This window comes from uncultured Algibacter sp. (genome assembly GCF_947487575.1).
GTDB lineage: Bacteria > Bacteroidota > Bacteroidia > Flavobacteriales > Flavobacteriaceae > Algibacter_B.
This window is the reverse complement of record NZ_CANKXG010000004.1, coordinates 116,232-133,187: the sequence shown is the minus strand read 5'-3', so window position 1 is coordinate 133,187 and position 16,956 is coordinate 116,232. Positions and strand designations below refer to the sequence as shown.

Here is a 16,956-nt window from a genome sequence, read left to right as displayed (position 1 = left end):
TTATTATTTTTTTAGGGTAAAAAAGAAGGTAGTTCCTTCGTTTGGTTTACTTTCTAACCAAATATCGCCTTCATGTAAATCCACAATTTTTTTAACAATAGAGAGTCCTATTCCTGATGAATCTTTACTTTTATTTAGCGCGTGAAAAATTTTAAAAATTTTATCATGAAACTTTTCTTCTATACCAATGCCGTTATCTTTTACTGAAAATTGATAATGTGTATGATTATCTTTTACATCAATTTCAACTAATCCAATCTCTTTATCTATAAACTTAATAGCGTTACTAATTAAATTTTGAAATAACTGTTGTAATTTAACTTTTTCGCCTTCTAGTTTAGGTAAAGGATTTAACACCAAAATAGATATATGATCTGGAACGTATAAAATGGTTTTTAAATCTATAATCAACGCATCCAAATCAACAGTTTGTTTTTCTAAAGTTTCAGCACCAACGCTAGAATACATCAACACATCAGAAATAAGTTGTTCCATTTTTTCTAATGTAGTCTCAATTAAATTAAAATTTTGAAGACTAGTGTCATCCAATTTATCTTGATTATCCTCTTTAATCCAATTGACCAAAGCATCTATGCTTCGCAAAGGCGATTTTAAATCATGAGATACAATATGTGCGTATTCTTGTAGTTCATTATTACTTTTTTCTAGCTTTTCTAGTAAAGTTTCTTTTTGTAATTGTAAACTTTTTAAATCTGTAATATCCAAGTGAATCCCTATAGAACCTGTAGCTTCTCCATTTAAATTATAATTTGGCGCGCCACTAATTAACCAATGCCTAACTTCACCCGATTTTGTTTTTCCTTTTAATTCATAAGAATTGGATTCGCCTTTTCTACGCTTTGTATTTTCTTTTTTTAATTTTTCAGAATCGGTATCTACTAAAAATGTATTGCTAGCTACTTTTCCTATTAATTCAGCTTCATCATACCCAGACATGTCTAAAAAACTTTGATTTACCATCAAAATTTTATCATCATTATCAACCTCCATTAATCCTAAATTCATATTAGCAATAATGCTGCTATATTTTTGTTTTTGCGCTTCTAGACTTTTACGATAATTACGTCTTAAAGTCACATCTTTATAGGCCCAAAGATGTCCTTTGTATATTTTATTTTCAAAAATGGGTATATAATCGCGTAGTAAAATTTTACCATTGACCATTTCTAATTCATCACCAATAACCTCTTTTCTGTCTTTTAGAATTTTGTTAATTCTATCAACAAAAAACTTAGGCTTACTAAATAGAATTTTATTTTGTTCAGTAGCATCATTGCAGTCAGCTCCTTTTAATTCCTTTGGACTTTCCTGTATATCAAAAAGTTCACAAAATTTATTATTTGTGAGTACTATTTTTCGATTTTCATCTTCTAATAAAACACCGCTATCTAAATTAAGAACAAGTGATGCTAATCTATTTTCAGATTCTATAAGTTGTACCTCTGCCGCTTTGGCTTGGGTAATATCTCTAACTATACCTTGAGCTGCAACAGGTTGTCCATTATCATAAATAATACTAGCATTTACATGTACTAATTTTTCATCTTTTTGCTTGGTAATTATTCTAAAATCAGAATCTGTAACCGCACCATCAGCAAGTAAATTTTTAAAGGTTTTTGATACTAGTTTTAAATCTGAAGGATGCACCATATCCATCAAATTAGCATTTTCTTTAGTGCTTGAAAACCCTAATAGTTCTACGGCTGGGTCATTCATTTTCAGAATATTCCCCCACAAATCCATGATAACATAGGCATCAACAATGTTTTCAAAAACGCCTTGTAATTGGGAATCTGTTTTATTGAGTAAAGCTTCTAATTCTGTATAGGATTTCTCTAGCTTTTGATTTGTTTCATACAATTCGGCAGCCTTACTTTCAAGGATTTTTTCTGCCTGTTTCCGCGCTGCTTTTTCTCGTGCAAGCGCACGTAACAGCATGTCAATTTTATCTTGACTCATTAATTTTTATTAATCAAAAACTTAACTTCAGTACCATCTTCATTCAATTTCTCTAAGACTATATTTGCTTTAGAGTTGAAATGTTCGAAGGTTTTATTCATCAAACCTAATCCAAAATGATGCATGGCTCTACTAGATTTGTAAATCATTACAAGAGAATTTTCTGTTTTCTCTATGACTTCAAACGTTGGTAATTCTGCATCCGGATATATTTTTCTAACCTCAACGTGTATATGGTTTTCTATTGAAGATAACATCTCTATAGGGTCTTTATAAGTGGCTAACAGCCCTGGGTAACTTTGTTCTAATACAGCAAAAAAATGTTCAGCATATACAAGAAGTAAATCATCTATAGAAATATCAGTATGTGCACTTAAATGCTGAAGTAATTGTAGCATTTCAGAAAATTTATAGGTGCCAATAGATGTATAAATACCTCCAGATTCTAAATTAGATTGTGTGATGATTTTATCAACAACCTCCAATCCAAATTTATCTTCAACAAGGTCTAAAAACTCTGTAAATACAATTCCTTTCATTTAAATTTGCTTTAATTCATTTATGCTCCAATACCCTAAAAGCTTTTCTATTTTGGAGACATAATCTTCATATTTTAAAGGTTTTAAAACATATCCTGCAATACCTATTTTATAACATTCCAATAAATCTTTTTGATTATTGGACGTTGTTAATATAATTGTTGGAATATATTTTAAAACGTCATCCTTCTTTAAAATACTTAAAAATTCAATGCCGTTTAACTTTGGCATATTCAAATCTAATAAAATAATGTCAGGTAATTCGTCTTTTTTTTGTAAAATTTTTAAAGCTTCTTCGCCATTGTTGGCTTCCACGATGTTATGAGGTAATTCTAGTTTAGAAATTGTTCTGTTCAATTTCATAACCTCTATCATATCGTCCTCAATGAGCAATATATTTAATGTATTCATAGTCTCTCCTAATTTTAAGAGGTTAAATTAATTTAAGTAAATAGGAAAGTGAATAATATTTCGCTAATTTGGGTTTTAATATAGTTGAATAACGGATAAGTGTCGACGAATGGTTTTTACTTTACAAAGATTTAATCAACACTTTCTTCTCAAAACTACTTTTTGGTGCTTCGCAAAGTGAACATTTGTAGTCTGCCGGTAGGCTTTCAAATGGTGTATTTGGAGAGATATTTTGTGTAACATCACCATAAACATCATTGTAAATGGTCATGCATTCTGAACATTGATGCACTTCTTCTTCAGTAGTTTCTTTTACTATTGTTTGAGTCGTTTTATCCTCTCTTTCGGTTCCTAATTGCTCGAAATACAACTGACTTAATTCCATTAATAATCCTGGTAATTCGAGTTTATCTACATCTTGAACATGCATGATATATTCGCGTGTATTAGGGTCAAAGTTTTTAGCATACAACAAATTAAAGGTGTCTCTTATTGTAAAATCTCCCTTGATTTCTGGCGGTCTGTTTTTTTCAATAACAATGGATGTGAAGTTATAGGTATCGCTATCAAAACTCTTAATACCGAAAGTTAAACCATAGGTACTAATGTCGTTTTGGTCAAAATTTGTAACCAAATATTTTTTAAGACTTAAGGCTTCTTTATCGTTTACTGGTAGGTGCCAATTCATTTCTAGCATGGAGTGACGCACGTTGATACCGTACTTTCCTAAAAACTTTTCCCATTGCAATTTAGAGTGTAACGGAATACCTTTTACAATGAAAGATTTCCAAGGTGTGATAGATATTTTACCAATCTTATTTTCGGAACATAACTCGCACATGGCTTTCAAAAACGGGATATCATACCTGTTATTTCTCCAATATAATCCTAACCAATAACGATCTTGACCAATACGATTCATACCTTCGTAATACGGGAATGGATAAAATGGCACCTCAAGAGGTTTATCTACAGTTCGGTTATTTGTATCGGTAGCATCACTTACTAAATCGAACACCATTTCGATAGTTTCTGGCTCTTCAATTAAAATATTTTCAATGGCTAATTCTATCTTATCCATGTCCCAACTGTAAATTAAAGCGGGATACATTTCTGTTTTTTTCCAATCTGGAAGTCGTAAATACAAATACCAATAATCTTCATGTTCAGAAGCTATAAAATTCACATTTCCAGTAAATAATGGCACTAAACGTTGCATAGGGTCTGTAACGTTGATACGGAGCTTAGGCGTATGCTTAAACTGTTCTAAAATATATAAGTATCTATCACTTGTTAACCAAGACGTGCTTGCTAGAATTTCGGTAGAAACATAGGATGATGCTATATTTTCAACACCATCGCGTTTTGGCTTTACAAACTGAATTTTATCAAATTGATTAAACTTGCTTTCATCAATTTCTTCTGGAAAAATAATGTCTTGTCTAGAACCAAAAGATATGGCATCTAACCCTAAACCTTCAGCAGCTTCACAAATATATTTTAGTTCTCCTGGAGATAAAACACCTCCATTTATCCTTAGTCTATACGGTTCTTCCATTATGCTAATACTTTTGAGTTTTGAAGTATTTCTCTAACTTCAGTTTTACAACTTCCACAGCCTAAACCTGCGCCTGTTTTATTACATAGGGCTGTAAAATCGGTACATCCTTTTGCAATGGCTTCTTCAATATTTCCTGCGCCAACTTGACTACAAGAACAGACTAACTTACCTAAAACAGGAACATCATTTGATGAACCACGAAGTAATTTATCACGCTTTTCAGCCATTTCAATCTTACTTTCAATCATGGTTTTAAATTCGGCAAATTCATTTTTATCTCCCATTAAAACAGCACCAACTAGCAAATCATCTTTTACAATACACTTTTTATAATAGCGCTTTTTGATATCAGTAAAGATAATTTCTTCGTAGCTATCATCATTTTCAGGAACATTAATTTCTCCAATACTACACAGGTTTAAATCGTTGAACTTCAAAATATTCATCAATACCGAACCGTTATAAGCACAACTAATATCGCCTGCAATAAAATTGGCTAAAATATTAGCTTGCTCTTCTGCTGCAGATGTAATTCCAAATAATTGATTATTAAATTCGGCAATTTCACCAATAGCAAAAATATCTGGATGCGAGGATTGCAAATGCTGATTTACCTTTATACCACGACTGCATTTGATACCGTTTGCTCTGGCAATATCTATATTTGGAATTGTACCAATGGCATACACAATGGCATTGGCTGTAATGTACTTTCCACTTTTTAATGTGATGTTTAATTCACCAGTATCTTCATCATCAAAAACTGTACTTACCTCATTATCGAAATAAATTTGAATACCACGCTCTTGAACATCCAAAGCCAATAGTTTACTCGATACTTTATCTAATTGACGTTCCATTAATCGCGAAGCACGTTGTACAATTGTAATTTTGGCATTTTTATGTTTCATCGCAGCTGCTAGCTCCAAACCAAGCAAACCTCCTCCTACAATAACCACATGCTGCTCTTCTGGTGGCAATCCTGTGGCATCTAAATATGTTTTAAATTTGTCAGCGTCAATTTTATTACGCATGGTAAAACGTCCTGGCAAATCTATCTGAACATCCTTTGGAATAAAGGCGCGGCTACCAGTAGCTAATATTAATTTATTAAAGTTGTGAGCATCTCCGTTACTATCTGTTACAACCTTATTTTCTTTATCAATTTTTGAAATATAAATTTCAGGATGCAAATGAATATTAAGTTTATTTAATTCTTTTTCTTTAATCTTAAGTAATTGCTCCCAACTTAATTCTTCAGTAACATACTCTGGCAATAACACCCTGTTATAAAACAAATTAGGCTCTTTCGAAAACACATGAATTTCATCTGTTTCATTTTGTTCTCTATAGTTCTGTACAAATCTAAATGCTGCCGCTCCTGCTCCAGCAATTATAATTTTATCTACTTCTTTTATATACTTTGAAACCGATACACGCGTGAATTTAAAATCTGGTTCTTTAGATGTTGGGTCTACATGCGTATTGGTTAAATTGTTTGCTCTGTTTAAATTACTTTGCAATTGTTTTCCCCAATGCATGGGTAAAAACACAACACCTTTTTTGATGTTTTCAGTAATACTGACACGTACCCTAACAACCCCGTTTTCACTTTTAATGTCAGTAATATCACCATCCTTAAGCTTATTTAAATAAGCATCAACAGGGTTAATCTCTAATACTGGTGTTGGATAGTGTGTTTTTAAACGCGATACCTTTCCTGTTTTAGTCATGGTGTGCCATTGGTCTCGCACACGACCTGTAGTTAAAATTAAAGGATACGTTTCATTAGGTAATACCGATGTATTTACGACACTACTCGGTAAATTAAATTGTGCTTTTTGTGATGGCGTATAGAATTTTTTATCTTCAAACAAACGAGGAGTTCCTTGGTGTCTATATTCGGGAACTGGCCATTGGAAGGTACCTTCATTTTTTAATCTATCGTAGTTTAAAAAGGAAACATCAATATTTGTGCCTTTGGTCATAGATGCATATTCATCGTATATCTCGCTGGCATTATTAAAGTTGAAACCCCTAAAACCCATACGTTGCGCAAAATCACAGAATATTTGAACATCTGGTCTGGCTTCTCCTGGTGCTTCTATTTCTTTTGGTAAATATGAAATACGACGTTCAGAATTTGTCATCGTTCCTTCTTTCTCTAGCCATGCTGCTGCTGGCAACACTAGATCCGCGAAAGCGACCGTATCCGATTTATGAGAAATCTCTTGAACCACAACAAACTTTGCGTTTTTCATGGCTTTTTCAATCCTATTTAAGTTTGGCAAACTCACCAATGGATTTGTACAGGCAATCCAAACGGCTTTCATTTTACCACTTTCTAAGGCATCAAACATTTCGGTTGCCGTTAATCCTGGTTTCGGATTGATTTTATCTACACCCCAAAATTGCGCTACTTCTCTGCGGTGTTCTTCATTACCTAAATCTTTATGAACAGCTAAAAGATTTGCCATACCTCCTACTTCGCGTCCGCCCATGGCGTTTGGTTGACCTGTTAACGAAAACGGACCTGCTCCTGGTTTTCCAACCTGCCCCGTAATTAAAGATAAATTTAAAAGCGATACGTTTTTATCTGTACCAACAACACTTTGGTTCAATCCCATAGCCCACATACTTATAAAGCCTTTTGAAAGCCCAATAATATCTGCCGCTTTGCGTATATCTTTTTCATCAACACCACATAATTTTGAGGCTTGCTTTAATGAGGTTTTAAAAATTAGATCTTTGTAATCCTGAAAGCCTTCAGTATGTTCGTTTATAAATTTTTCATCAATTAAACCACGCTTGTACAAACATCTTCCTATAGCGTTGTATAAAATAACATCTGTTCCTGGTAATAATTGCAAATGCAAATCGGCAAAATTAGCAGTATCTGTTTTTCTAGGGTCAACAACTATAATTTGTACCTCTGGGTTGTCTTCTTTACGTTTTTCTATACGCCTAAATAAAATGGGATGGCACCATGCAGGATTAGCGCCAGTAATTAAAAATGTGTCTGCCAATTCAATATCTTCATAAGATACAGGCACACTATCTTCGCCAAAGGTTTTCTTATAGCCAACCACTGCAGAACTCATGCATAAACGCGAGTTTGTATCAATATTATTTGTCCCTAAAAAACCTTTTGTGAGTTTATTGGCTATATAGTATTCTTCGGTTAAACTTTGCCCAGACACATAAAAACCAACGCTATCTGGACCATGTTTTTTTATAATGGATTTAAAAACGCTAGCAGCTCTATCTAAAGCATCATCCCAACTTACACGCTCACGCGGATGTGAACGGCTCCAACGCATTTCTGGGTATAAAATTCTATCGGAAGTATCATTAGCTACGTAGTGCAAATTCATACCTTTAGAACATAGCATACCCTTATTTACAGGATGCGTTTTATCGCCTTCAACCAACACGTTGTTGTTAGCATCTTTTTTAACAATAATACCACAACCTACACCGCAATATGAACACGTTGTTTTGACTTCGCTTTTTATCATTTCAGACTAACATTTTATACTAAATAACATTATTTAATTTCAGAAAACAAATACTCAATTCATTATTCTGAATACCATAAAAAAGACTCTTTCAATTTTAAATTTGATAAAAATCATTGCTTAAAATTAGCTTTTTACCTTAATAGGAATTAAGTCTTCTGACTTAACGCTAGAATCTGCTTTAGCTATTTTTTCGTCTTCTGCTGAGAAACGGATGGCTAAAGAAACTACCGCAGTTATAACAACAATGGTCCCAATGATGAAGTAACCACTAGATACTGCGGTAGCTGATGCAGCGGATTGGGCTGCACTAATAACATCTTCTCCTAAACCTTTATTCGCGACTATGGCTGCTTTTTCTGCAACAGCCGATTGTGATTTTAATAGCATGGCTGCTAAAAATGCACCTACATTTCCTCCTGCTCCTACAATTCCTGAAACCGAGCCTATTGCCTTTTTATTAATAAAAGGAACTACTGAAAAGGTTGCACCTTCAGCCATTTGAACTGATAAGCTAAATAGTATTAAAAAACAAATACCTACCACTATACTAGTGGTGGTAGAAAACGTCATCAACATTACACCTTGTACTGCTAAAATAGCAGCTAAGAATAATACACGACCTCTTAAGCCTTTTAGTTTTCCAAATTTATCTCCAAAGAAACCACCTAGTGTTCTTGCAAAAATATTCATTAAAGCAAATGATAATACAATGTTTCCAGCAGTTACTCTTTCTAATTGAAACGTGTTTTGTAAGTAGTCATCCATAGTACCGTAAACCGTTAATTCTATACCAAAACATGACGCATATACTACAAATAAAATCCATGTTCTGTAATCTTTAATTACTGCTGAAAAACCGACTTGGTCTTTTTTAGTGCTTACCATTTCACCAGAAGCCTTTAAATCTTTAAAATTGCCTTGTGGTGTATCTTGGGTAAAAAAGTAATATATAATACCCATTGTGAAACACACAATACCAGCAATGACCATAGAATATCTCCAAGCTTCACCTTCAGCAACTCCAAAACCAATTACCGCAGCTGCTATTATTGGCATTCCTAAACGGTTGGCACCCCCACCAAGGTTTCCCCATCCTGCCGATGTTGCATTTGCTGTACCAACAATATTTGGCGCAAACATTAACGAGGTGTGTACTTGTGTAATAACAAAAGATGCACCAATAAACCCAATAAATAAACGACATACTAAAAACTGTGTTGGTGTTTGTACCAATCCACATAAAATTACTGGAATAGCTCCTAACATTAGTAACCATGTATAGCACAAGCGTGGCCCATATTTATCACATAATTTACCGATAAGTAAACGTGCAAACACCGTTCCTGAAACCGCCAAAATAATAGAGTTCCATTTTTGGTCGGGTGTTAAACCTAAATCTTTTACCACATCTGGCATAAACGGTACAATACCAAACCATGCAAAAAAGCATAAGAAAAATGATATTGCTGTTATCCAAAATGTACGTATTGGTAAGCTTTTAAGATTTAATAATTGTAATGTTGTTGACTTAGTTTGAGTTGCAGTATTCATAATTACGTATTTTTACAATACAAAACTAAGTATTTATACTTAAATTTGATGTTAAAAATTACGTAATTTACTAATTTATGTTAGATTGATAAATATGGTATGGGGATTTTGAGGATTTGGTAAAATTGATAAAAACTATTTGTTAGAATTTATTGAAATATCAAAATAGGATTATTTATTTTAAGGTGAAAAATCTATCATCCTTATAGTTATTTGAGAATGAATATAAATTAAGAAGAATTGACCCCAATACTAAACCAACCTAAACTCCTTAGCCTTATGACTCAATTCCATTAAGTTTTTAACCTCTAATTTTTTCATGAGGTTAAAACGGTGTACTTCGGCGGTACGCTTGCTAATTTTTAGTTCGTCAGCAATATCTTTGTTGTTCTTTAATTCTAATACTAAACTAAGTATTTGCTTTTCGCGCTTAGTTAGTTTAAAAGGGTCTTCTTTTGGTACAACTTTAGGAGCAACTGCAGTATTCGTATTTCCATTTACAAAATTATTCATGATAATTGCGGATACATCGCCTGTAAAATATTTACCTCCAGAAGCCACTTTGGTAACTGCTTTTAAAAATTCCTCTTTACTTGCTCCTTTTAGTAAATAGCCATCTGCACCAGCTTGAATGGCTTGTACTACGTATTCCTCTGAATCGTGCATAGATAATACTAAAGTTCGCACATCAGTATACAATTTATTTATTTCTCTAACTGCATCAATGCCGTTCATCTCTGGCATTCTAATATCAATAATTAGTACATGTGGCTTGTTTATACTAACAACTTCTAAAGCTTCTTTTCCGTTAGAGGCTTCGTCTATTACCACAATTCCTGTTTGGTCTTCTATAAGTGCTTTTATACCATCTCTTACTAAAACATGGTCATCGGCAAGTACAACATTGATTATATCCATAAATCACAATTATAAAACAAATGTAATAAAATTACGTAATACTACGTAATTTTAACTTTTTAGAGCAGTCGCCTGGATTTCAATCTTCATTTTATCATCAGCTAATCCTGCAGAAAACATAGTAGCCGCAGGTTTAATGCTTCCTAAGTACTTTTTAAGTATGGGCCAACAATGCTCAAAATCATCTGCATTTGGTAAAATATACGTTACACGAACAATATCAGAAAGGTTTGCGTTAGCCTGCTCTAACGTATGCTTTATATTTAAAAGGCATTGCTCGGTTTGTTTTGCAATATCATTGCTAATAGACATATCGTCATAATTATAACCTGTTGTTCCAGAAACAAACACCCAATCACCCTGTACGACAGCTCTAGAATAACCAATTTTTTCTTCGAATGTAGAACCTGAACTTATTAGTTTTCTTTTCATACGTTGTTTATTTTATATATTATACAAATATTAATCTTTTGTCATTTCGGAGCTAGAAGACATCACACAATTAAAAAACTTACTCTGTTGCGATGTTTCCTAATCTCTACATGACAATTCGGTGTGTTTTTAAATAGTTACCAAAGGAATATTCAAAGTAACGCGAGTGCCTTTACCTGCTTCCGAAGTTAAAAATAAACGTCCGTCAATATACTTTATACGCTCCTTCATAAAGGTTAAACCCATACCACCGTCACCAGTTTTAACACGCTTTACTTTAGTCGGGTCGAAACCTTTGCCGTTATCATCAATAACAATACTCAGTATGTTTTTACTATGCGATATTGAAACTAGAATATGTGTAGATTCTGCATATTTAATAGCATTATTTACGGCTTCTTGCGTAATACGATAAATATTAATTTCAGCAAGCGAATCTAAACGCTGATTAAAATCTGTTTTATTAAATAATACGATTTCTTTTCCAGTAAGTCTTGCCAGTTCTTGCGTTAATTTAGTAATTGCAGGAACAACGCCATGGTCTGTTAATTCAGGTGGGGTTAAGTTAAAAGTAGCTGTTCTAACCCCTTTAATAATATTAGTAGTTAATTCTTTAAGATACTCAATTTTTGTAGTGGCCTTAGCAACATCTTTAGTATCAATACTTTCCAAATTATACTTTAATCCTGTAAGCATCTGCCCTATACCATCATGCACATCTTTAGCTATGCGGTTTTGTTCTTTTTCCTGGTTTTCAATAATCTTACTAGAAATAATTTTTTGCTGATTCATTTTCTCCTCAAAACTCTTTTCTGTAAGGCGTTCAATTTCTAATTGCGCCACTTTGCGCTCTGTAATTTCTGAAGCTATTATGAGTAACTCAGACTTTTCATCGGTTGGACTGTATGGAATAATTGCCATTTCCAACCAAATAGCATCACCACTTTTAGCAGTTGCTTTAAACTCACCTTGCCAACCCGTTTTTTTATATTTATTAATTAGCTCTTCAATTGCCGTACGCTCATTTTCATCAATAGATAAAACGTTCCAAAACATAGCAGATTGATTAAACTTAGAAAACTCAAACAAGCGTGAAAACTTGTTTCCCATATGCACCACACTCCCATTTGGTAAAATACGGGCAAACAATAAAGTATCATCCATGGCATGGCTTAAGGCACGCAACTCTTTAATCGATTTTTCTTTAGAGATACTCAATTCATCCGCATCAAATGCCATTTTTTTTGCACGCTTTTCTGCCAACAACAAATCTGCCAATATCGATTTTACAGACTTAGCCGCAGGCCAAAAAATAAATAAAAATTCTGCTAAAAGAATTGCTAAAGTAAGTGCCGTTAACCAAAACTCTAATTGTCTTAGCCAGTCTACCTTTTCATTAGCTTCTAAATCATATTGATTTACAATATCATCCATCATCATTAAAAAAGCAGCTTCATTACTTTTTACACTTTTTACATCAGTAGCATAGGCATCAAAACCTAATAGCGGTGAGTTTTCTAGTTTTGTGATTATGGCTTTTGAAGCTTCATTAATAGTATTAAAAATAGGATTTAGTTTAATAAATCTATTAGTAATTTCATCACTATTTGTTTTGGGCAAGCCTAAACTATCATTTCCATTTTGCAATGCATAATGAGATACTTCCCAAAGACTTAAAGTATTTTTAATTTTATTTTTAAGTTCAATTTTAATGTCAGCATTGGTTTCTGAAGCTAGCGAGACAATATCCTTAGTCAATTTCTGACTCAACATACGTTGCCTACCCGCCACATTAATTACAGTAGAATCACTTTCTTGTCTGCTAAGATGTGTTCTAATTAATATCTGACTTGCAATTACCGAAACAGCAATCGTGCTTAAAGCAATAATATATAAACGGCGTAGTTTATCAAAAGTCCGTTGGTCTAATGAATTACCGTTCTTTGTCATATCAATAACAGCTTTTAAGAAATAGCCTGTTTTACTAAAGCCAAACTTGCATCAGAAAACGGCAACTGTAAAGCAGCTTCATGTCCTTTATCAGACATTTTTACCCAAGTTTTCTTCAATATATCAATGACTTTTTCATCATCATGCTTTTCAGCAAATTCCTCAAAGTAGTAATCTAAAAACACCAAACAAATGGTATCTTCTAAAGTTTGAGACTCTTCGTTTTTCTTGATTAGTTTTTTAAGAATAATGGTTTTAACCCTATCGGTAAATTGGTCATCAAAACCCACTTGTTTTAAAATATCCGCAGTTAAATCTCCGTGCATTCGCTTTAAGGTTTCACGCCATTTTAAATAGCCCACGCGGTCCATTGGATATTCATCTCGAGCTATTTTCCAACGGCAAATATGTTGTGCTCGTGCCGCTATTTGTAGTGCTTTTGAAGCGTTAGGTTCAAACTGCAATAATTTCCTGGTCATGCGTTGCGAGTACAATAACTCCTTTGGATAATCCATACCAGCAACATCATATGTATTTATATCTTCAGAATTGGCTTTATCAATTAAAGCAATGGCAGTTTCAAAACGTGTAGGCTTCATGTCTTTTAAATAATATTAACAGTGAAAAGCCAAGATACATAATTACTTTTTTCTAAAAATAATATATTTAATATTTTTGAAAGGAATTTAGAAATTATAGTTACTAAAAAAACCGATTTTCTTTAGTCTCAATTTTCATTGCTTTATTTTACTCAGCAAAACCAACATAAACATAATCTCCTTCTATTTTCACAGGATATGTTGCAATAGCATCTAAATCTCCATTTAGGTTTTCACCATTTTCTAATGAAAATGTTTTTTTATGAAGCGGGCAAGCTACCTTTGGAATACCTTTATCATCCCCTATCATACCTCTACTCAAAACCATTTCCATTTTATGCGGACAAAGGTTTTGGCAAGCATACCACTTCCCTAATCTTGCAAAATTAAAAACAGCAATTTGTTTGTCCTTATATTTTATACAAGCCCCTCCGTCTGATGGAAAATCATGTATTGATGCCGCTTTAAACCACACTTTTACATCCTCTGTCTTGGTTGCCTCGTATTTTTCTAAGATTTCTTCCATTCTTTTAAATATTATTTCTGTTCTAAATTTTTATTTGGGCGTTACCCACAAGGGGTCGGGCTTTTTGTTCCAAGTCCTCGCTCCTCCTTCGTCGGGCTGTGGGCTTTCTTCTGCAATCCCTAACGCAGGCAAATCTGCCAAATTCAGTTTTTCAATCTCAGCAAAATGCTTGTTTGCAAAATGCTTTTTAAACAATTCAACAGCAATCTAAACCCAAGGTTCAGGCATTTTTTGGTCTCTCATAGGAACAAAAACTAGGTTATCATCTTCCTCCTCGCTATTCACAAAATGATTGAAACGTTTCATCATTTCTGGGTCATTAACAGCCTGTGTCCATTCACATTCAAACCTATTTACTAAAGTTTCCATTTCTTTTTCAAGGTCTTCAGCAATACCTAATTTATCTTCAATAATCACTTCTTTTAAATACTCTAATCCGCCTTCTAAACGTTCTTGCCATGCAGCAGTTCGTTGTAAAGGTTTAGCTGTTCGCATGTAAAACATCAAGTATCTATCAAGATATTTAATTACCGTTTCGTTATCTATTTGTTCTGCAAATAATTCAGCATGACGTGGATTTGCACCACCGTTTCCACCAACATATAAGTTCCAACCACCTTCAACAGCAATTAATCCAAAATCCTTACCTCTTGCTTCTGCACATTCACGAATGCATCCAGATACACCACCTTTAATTTTATGCGGTGCACGAATACCTCTGTAACGATTTTCCAGTTCTATACCAAAACTTACACTTTCATCCATTCCGTAACGACACCAAGTTGAACCAACACAAGTTTTAACGGTTCTTAAAGATTTACCATAAGCGTGTCCACTTTCAAAACCATGACTAATTAATTCTTTCCAAATAAGTGGTAATTGCTTTAACGTAGCCCCAAATAAATCGATACGAACTCCTCCTGTTACCTTAGTATATAGGTCGTATTTCTTAGCAATTTCACCAAGTGCGATTAATTTATCAGGAGTAATTTCTCCTCCCGGAACACGAGGTACTACTGAATATGTTCCATTACGTTGAATATTTGCAAGAAATCTATCATTAGAATCTTGAATAGCATATTCTTCATTTGCAGTATCGGCATGTATCGTAGCCATTAATGAAGCAATAAGCGGCTTACATAATTCGCAACCATGACCGCCATTTCCGTGGTTATCCAGTACTTCATTAAAAGTTGTATACCCTTTTACTTGAATTATTTTATATAAATCCTGTCTGTTTAAATCGAAATGTTCACAAACGGAATCTTTAACTTCAATACCTAAAGCTTTAAGTGTTGCATTGGTTAAATCTGCAACCATTGGTTTACAACCTCCGCATCCTGTACCTGCTTTAGTGCAGCCAACAACACCAGCTAAATCTGTAGCTTCACCATTTTCAATAACACCACAAATTTGTCCTTTTGTAACACTCTCACATGAACATACTTGAGCTTCATCAGGTAAATCAGTAACATCTCCAAATGAAGTTGCACCATCACTAGCAGGTAATATTAATTGCGATGGGTCTTCAGGAATAGCCATTCCATTTAAATATACCTGATGCAGCATATTATAATCTGAAGCATCACCAACTAGAATTCCTCCTAATAAAGATTTACCATCCAAACTAACGTTAATTCTTTTATATAAATGCTGTGTTTTATTTTCGAAAATTATAGAGTGTCCTTTTGATGCTGGCATAAAAGGTTCTCCAAAACTAGCTACATCAACACCAATTAGTTTTAATTTAGTAGACATATCAATGTCTGCAGGCATTACCGTTTCTGTATTTCCAATTATTTGTTCAACAGCAATGGCGGCCATATCATAACCCGGTGCAACTAAACCATATATCATTTGATTATAAAGCGCAATCTCTCCAATAGCATAAATGTTTTCATCTGAAGTTTTCATGGTATTATCAACCACAATACCTCCACGAACACCAACTTCTAATCCACAAGCTTTTCCGAGTTCATCTCTCGGACGAATACCTGCTGACACCACAAGCATATCTACATCCAAAACATCATCCTCTCCAAACTCCATTCCTGTAATTGCTGTATCTCCTAAAATCTGATTTGTTGCTTTACTCAAATGAATATTTAAACCTATAGATTCTAATTTCAATTGTAATACTTGGCTACTTCTAGAATCTAATTGCCTAGGCATTAACTTAGGAGCAAACTCAACAATATGAGGCTCTAATCCCATATCCATAACAGCTTTACCGGCTTCCAAACCTAACAATCCCCCACCAAGCACTGCTGCCCTACCATTAGGTTTTTCCGCCTTTACTTTTGCAGCATAAGCAAGCATACCTTCTAAATCTTCAATAGTTCTATATACAAAAACGCCTTCCTTTTCAACGCCTTTTATTGGAGGTACAAAAGGAGAAGACCCTGTTGCTAATACTAAATAATCATAAGCAAACTCACGGTCTTTTGCAGTTTTTATAGTTTTAGATGTTCTATTAATATCTGCTACACGCTCGTTAGTAATTAAATCAATATTATTGTCGGCATACCATTCTGCTGGTGCCATCTCTAAAGCTTTCGCATTTTGATTCTCAAAGAATTCACTTAAATGAACTCTATCATAAGCAGGCCTTGGCTCTTCACCAAAAACTGTGATTTTAAAACCTTTAGCCTCTGATTTTTCTACAAATTTTTCACAAAACTTGTATCCAACCATTCCATTTCCAACAACAATAATATGTTTCATCTGTAAATTTTTATTTAATTAAAACGGTCAGATGTAATTCGCCAATAAAATGCTTGATTCATATCAATAATTCTATATTGGTTCATTTCATAATTACGTATTTAAATACAAAACTAAGTATTTATACGTAATAATACTTAGTTAGAAATTATAAATTTACGTAGAATAGCTATTATTATCAATTTCACAAATTGTAATAAGAATAATTATCTATTAGGGAAATAATGGGGTTTGAATTGATTAA

At 33.5% G+C, this 16,956-nt stretch carries 12 protein-coding genes; all 12 read right to left on the bottom strand.

The genetic code is table 11. From position 1 onward, the window contains the following. Positions 1-3 precede the first annotated feature (3 nt). The 12 genes from Q0870_RS05505 to nirB all read right to left on the bottom strand — a co-directional run bounded on the left by Q0870_RS05505 (position 4) and on the right by nirB (position 16,712). The gene (locus Q0870_RS05505; RefSeq protein WP_298552985.1) at positions 4-1,980 is read right to left on the bottom strand and encodes a PAS domain S-box protein; all 1,977 of its coding nucleotides are present in this window, start codon (positions 1,978-1,980) and stop codon (positions 4-6) included. Next, the gene (locus Q0870_RS05500; RefSeq protein WP_298552983.1) at positions 1,980-2,519 is read right to left on the bottom strand and encodes a heme NO-binding domain-containing protein; all 540 of its coding nucleotides are present in this window, start codon (positions 2,517-2,519) and stop codon (positions 1,980-1,982) included. The genes Q0870_RS05505 and Q0870_RS05500 overlap by 1 nt, the downstream gene beginning before the upstream one ends. After that, positions 2,520-2,930 (bottom strand): response regulator, encoded by a 411-nt coding sequence (locus Q0870_RS05495; protein ID WP_298552981.1) that lies wholly within the window; start codon positions 2,928-2,930, stop codon positions 2,520-2,522. A gap of 121 nt (positions 2,931-3,051) precedes the next feature. Further along, a complete protein-coding gene (locus Q0870_RS05490) occupies positions 3,052-4,488 on the bottom strand; it encodes a rubredoxin (protein ID WP_298552980.1) in 1,437 nt (478 codons plus the stop codon). After that, positions 4,488-8,009, bottom strand: a complete 3,522-nt coding sequence (locus Q0870_RS05485; protein ID WP_298552978.1) for a nitrate reductase — start codon at positions 8,007-8,009, stop codon at positions 4,488-4,490. Before Q0870_RS05485 ends, Q0870_RS05490 begins: the two co-directional genes overlap by 1 nt. Positions 8,010-8,135: 126 nt before the next feature. Next, positions 8,136-9,563, bottom strand: coding sequence for an MFS transporter (locus Q0870_RS05480; protein ID WP_298552970.1), 1,428 nt, complete (start codon positions 9,561-9,563; stop codon positions 8,136-8,138). A gap of 252 nt (positions 9,564-9,815) precedes the next feature. Next, positions 9,816-10,481, bottom strand: coding sequence for a response regulator transcription factor (locus Q0870_RS05475; protein WP_298552961.1), 666 nt, complete (start codon positions 10,479-10,481; stop codon positions 9,816-9,818). Positions 10,482-10,532: 51 nt separating this feature from the next. Beyond that, complete coding sequence (locus Q0870_RS05470; RefSeq protein WP_298552952.1) at positions 10,533-10,913, bottom strand: RidA family protein; 381 nt, start codon at positions 10,911-10,913, stop codon at positions 10,533-10,535. A 129-nt stretch (positions 10,914-11,042) separates the two neighbouring features. Continuing rightward, on the bottom strand, positions 11,043-12,863 hold the full coding sequence (locus Q0870_RS05465) for an ATP-binding protein (protein WP_298552943.1): 1,821 nt from the start codon (positions 12,861-12,863) through the stop codon (positions 11,043-11,045). 14 nt (positions 12,864-12,877) lie between these two features. Beyond that, positions 12,878-13,462, bottom strand: coding sequence for a DUF4202 domain-containing protein (locus Q0870_RS05460; protein WP_298552934.1), 585 nt, complete (start codon positions 13,460-13,462; stop codon positions 12,878-12,880). A gap of 148 nt (positions 13,463-13,610) precedes the next feature. Beyond that, positions 13,611-13,988: a nitrite reductase small subunit NirD gene (nirD, locus tag Q0870_RS05455; protein WP_298552926.1), complete on the bottom strand. Its 378-nt coding sequence runs from the start codon at positions 13,986-13,988 to the stop codon at positions 13,611-13,613. Between the two features lie 207 nt (positions 13,989-14,195). Next, a complete protein-coding gene (gene nirB / locus Q0870_RS05450; protein ID WP_298552919.1) occupies positions 14,196-16,712 on the bottom strand; it encodes a nitrite reductase large subunit NirB in 2,517 nt (838 codons plus the stop codon). Positions 16,713-16,956 lie beyond the last annotated feature (244 nt).

Bases quoted from the DNA above. Each gene is read 5' to 3' on its own strand.
- Q0870_RS05460 (WP_298552934.1), bottom strand. From the start codon at position 13,462: ATGAAGCCTACACGTTTTGAAACTGCCATTGCTTTAATTGATAAAGCC.
- Q0870_RS05465 (WP_298552943.1), bottom strand. From the start codon at position 12,863: ATGACAAAGAACGGTAATTCATTAGACCAACGGACTTTTGATAAACTA.
- Q0870_RS05490 (WP_298552980.1), bottom strand. From the start codon at position 4,488: ATGGAAGAACCGTATAGACTAAGGATAAATGGAGGTGTTTTATCTCCA.
- nirD (WP_298552926.1), bottom strand. From the start codon at position 13,988: ATGGAAGAAATCTTAGAAAAATACGAGGCAACCAAGACAGAGGATGTA.
- Q0870_RS05470 (WP_298552952.1), bottom strand. From the start codon at position 10,913: ATGAAAAGAAAACTAATAAGTTCAGGTTCTACATTCGAAGAAAAAATT.
- Q0870_RS05480 (WP_298552970.1), bottom strand. From the start codon at position 9,563: ATGAATACTGCAACTCAAACTAAGTCAACAACATTACAATTATTAAAT.
- nirB (WP_298552919.1), bottom strand. From the start codon at position 16,712: ATGAAACATATTATTGTTGTTGGAAATGGAATGGTTGGATACAAGTTT.
- Q0870_RS05485 (WP_298552978.1), bottom strand. From the start codon at position 8,009: ATGATAAAAAGCGAAGTCAAAACAACGTGTTCATATTGCGGTGTAGGT.
- Q0870_RS05475 (WP_298552961.1), bottom strand. From the start codon at position 10,481: ATGGATATAATCAATGTTGTACTTGCCGATGACCATGTTTTAGTAAGA.
- Q0870_RS05495 (WP_298552981.1), bottom strand. From the start codon at position 2,930: ATGAATACATTAAATATATTGCTCATTGAGGACGATATGATAGAGGTT.
- Q0870_RS05500 (WP_298552983.1), bottom strand. From the start codon at position 2,519: ATGAAAGGAATTGTATTTACAGAGTTTTTAGACCTTGTTGAAGATAAA.
- Q0870_RS05505 (WP_298552985.1), bottom strand. From the start codon at position 1,980: ATGAGTCAAGATAAAATTGACATGCTGTTACGTGCGCTTGCACGAGAA.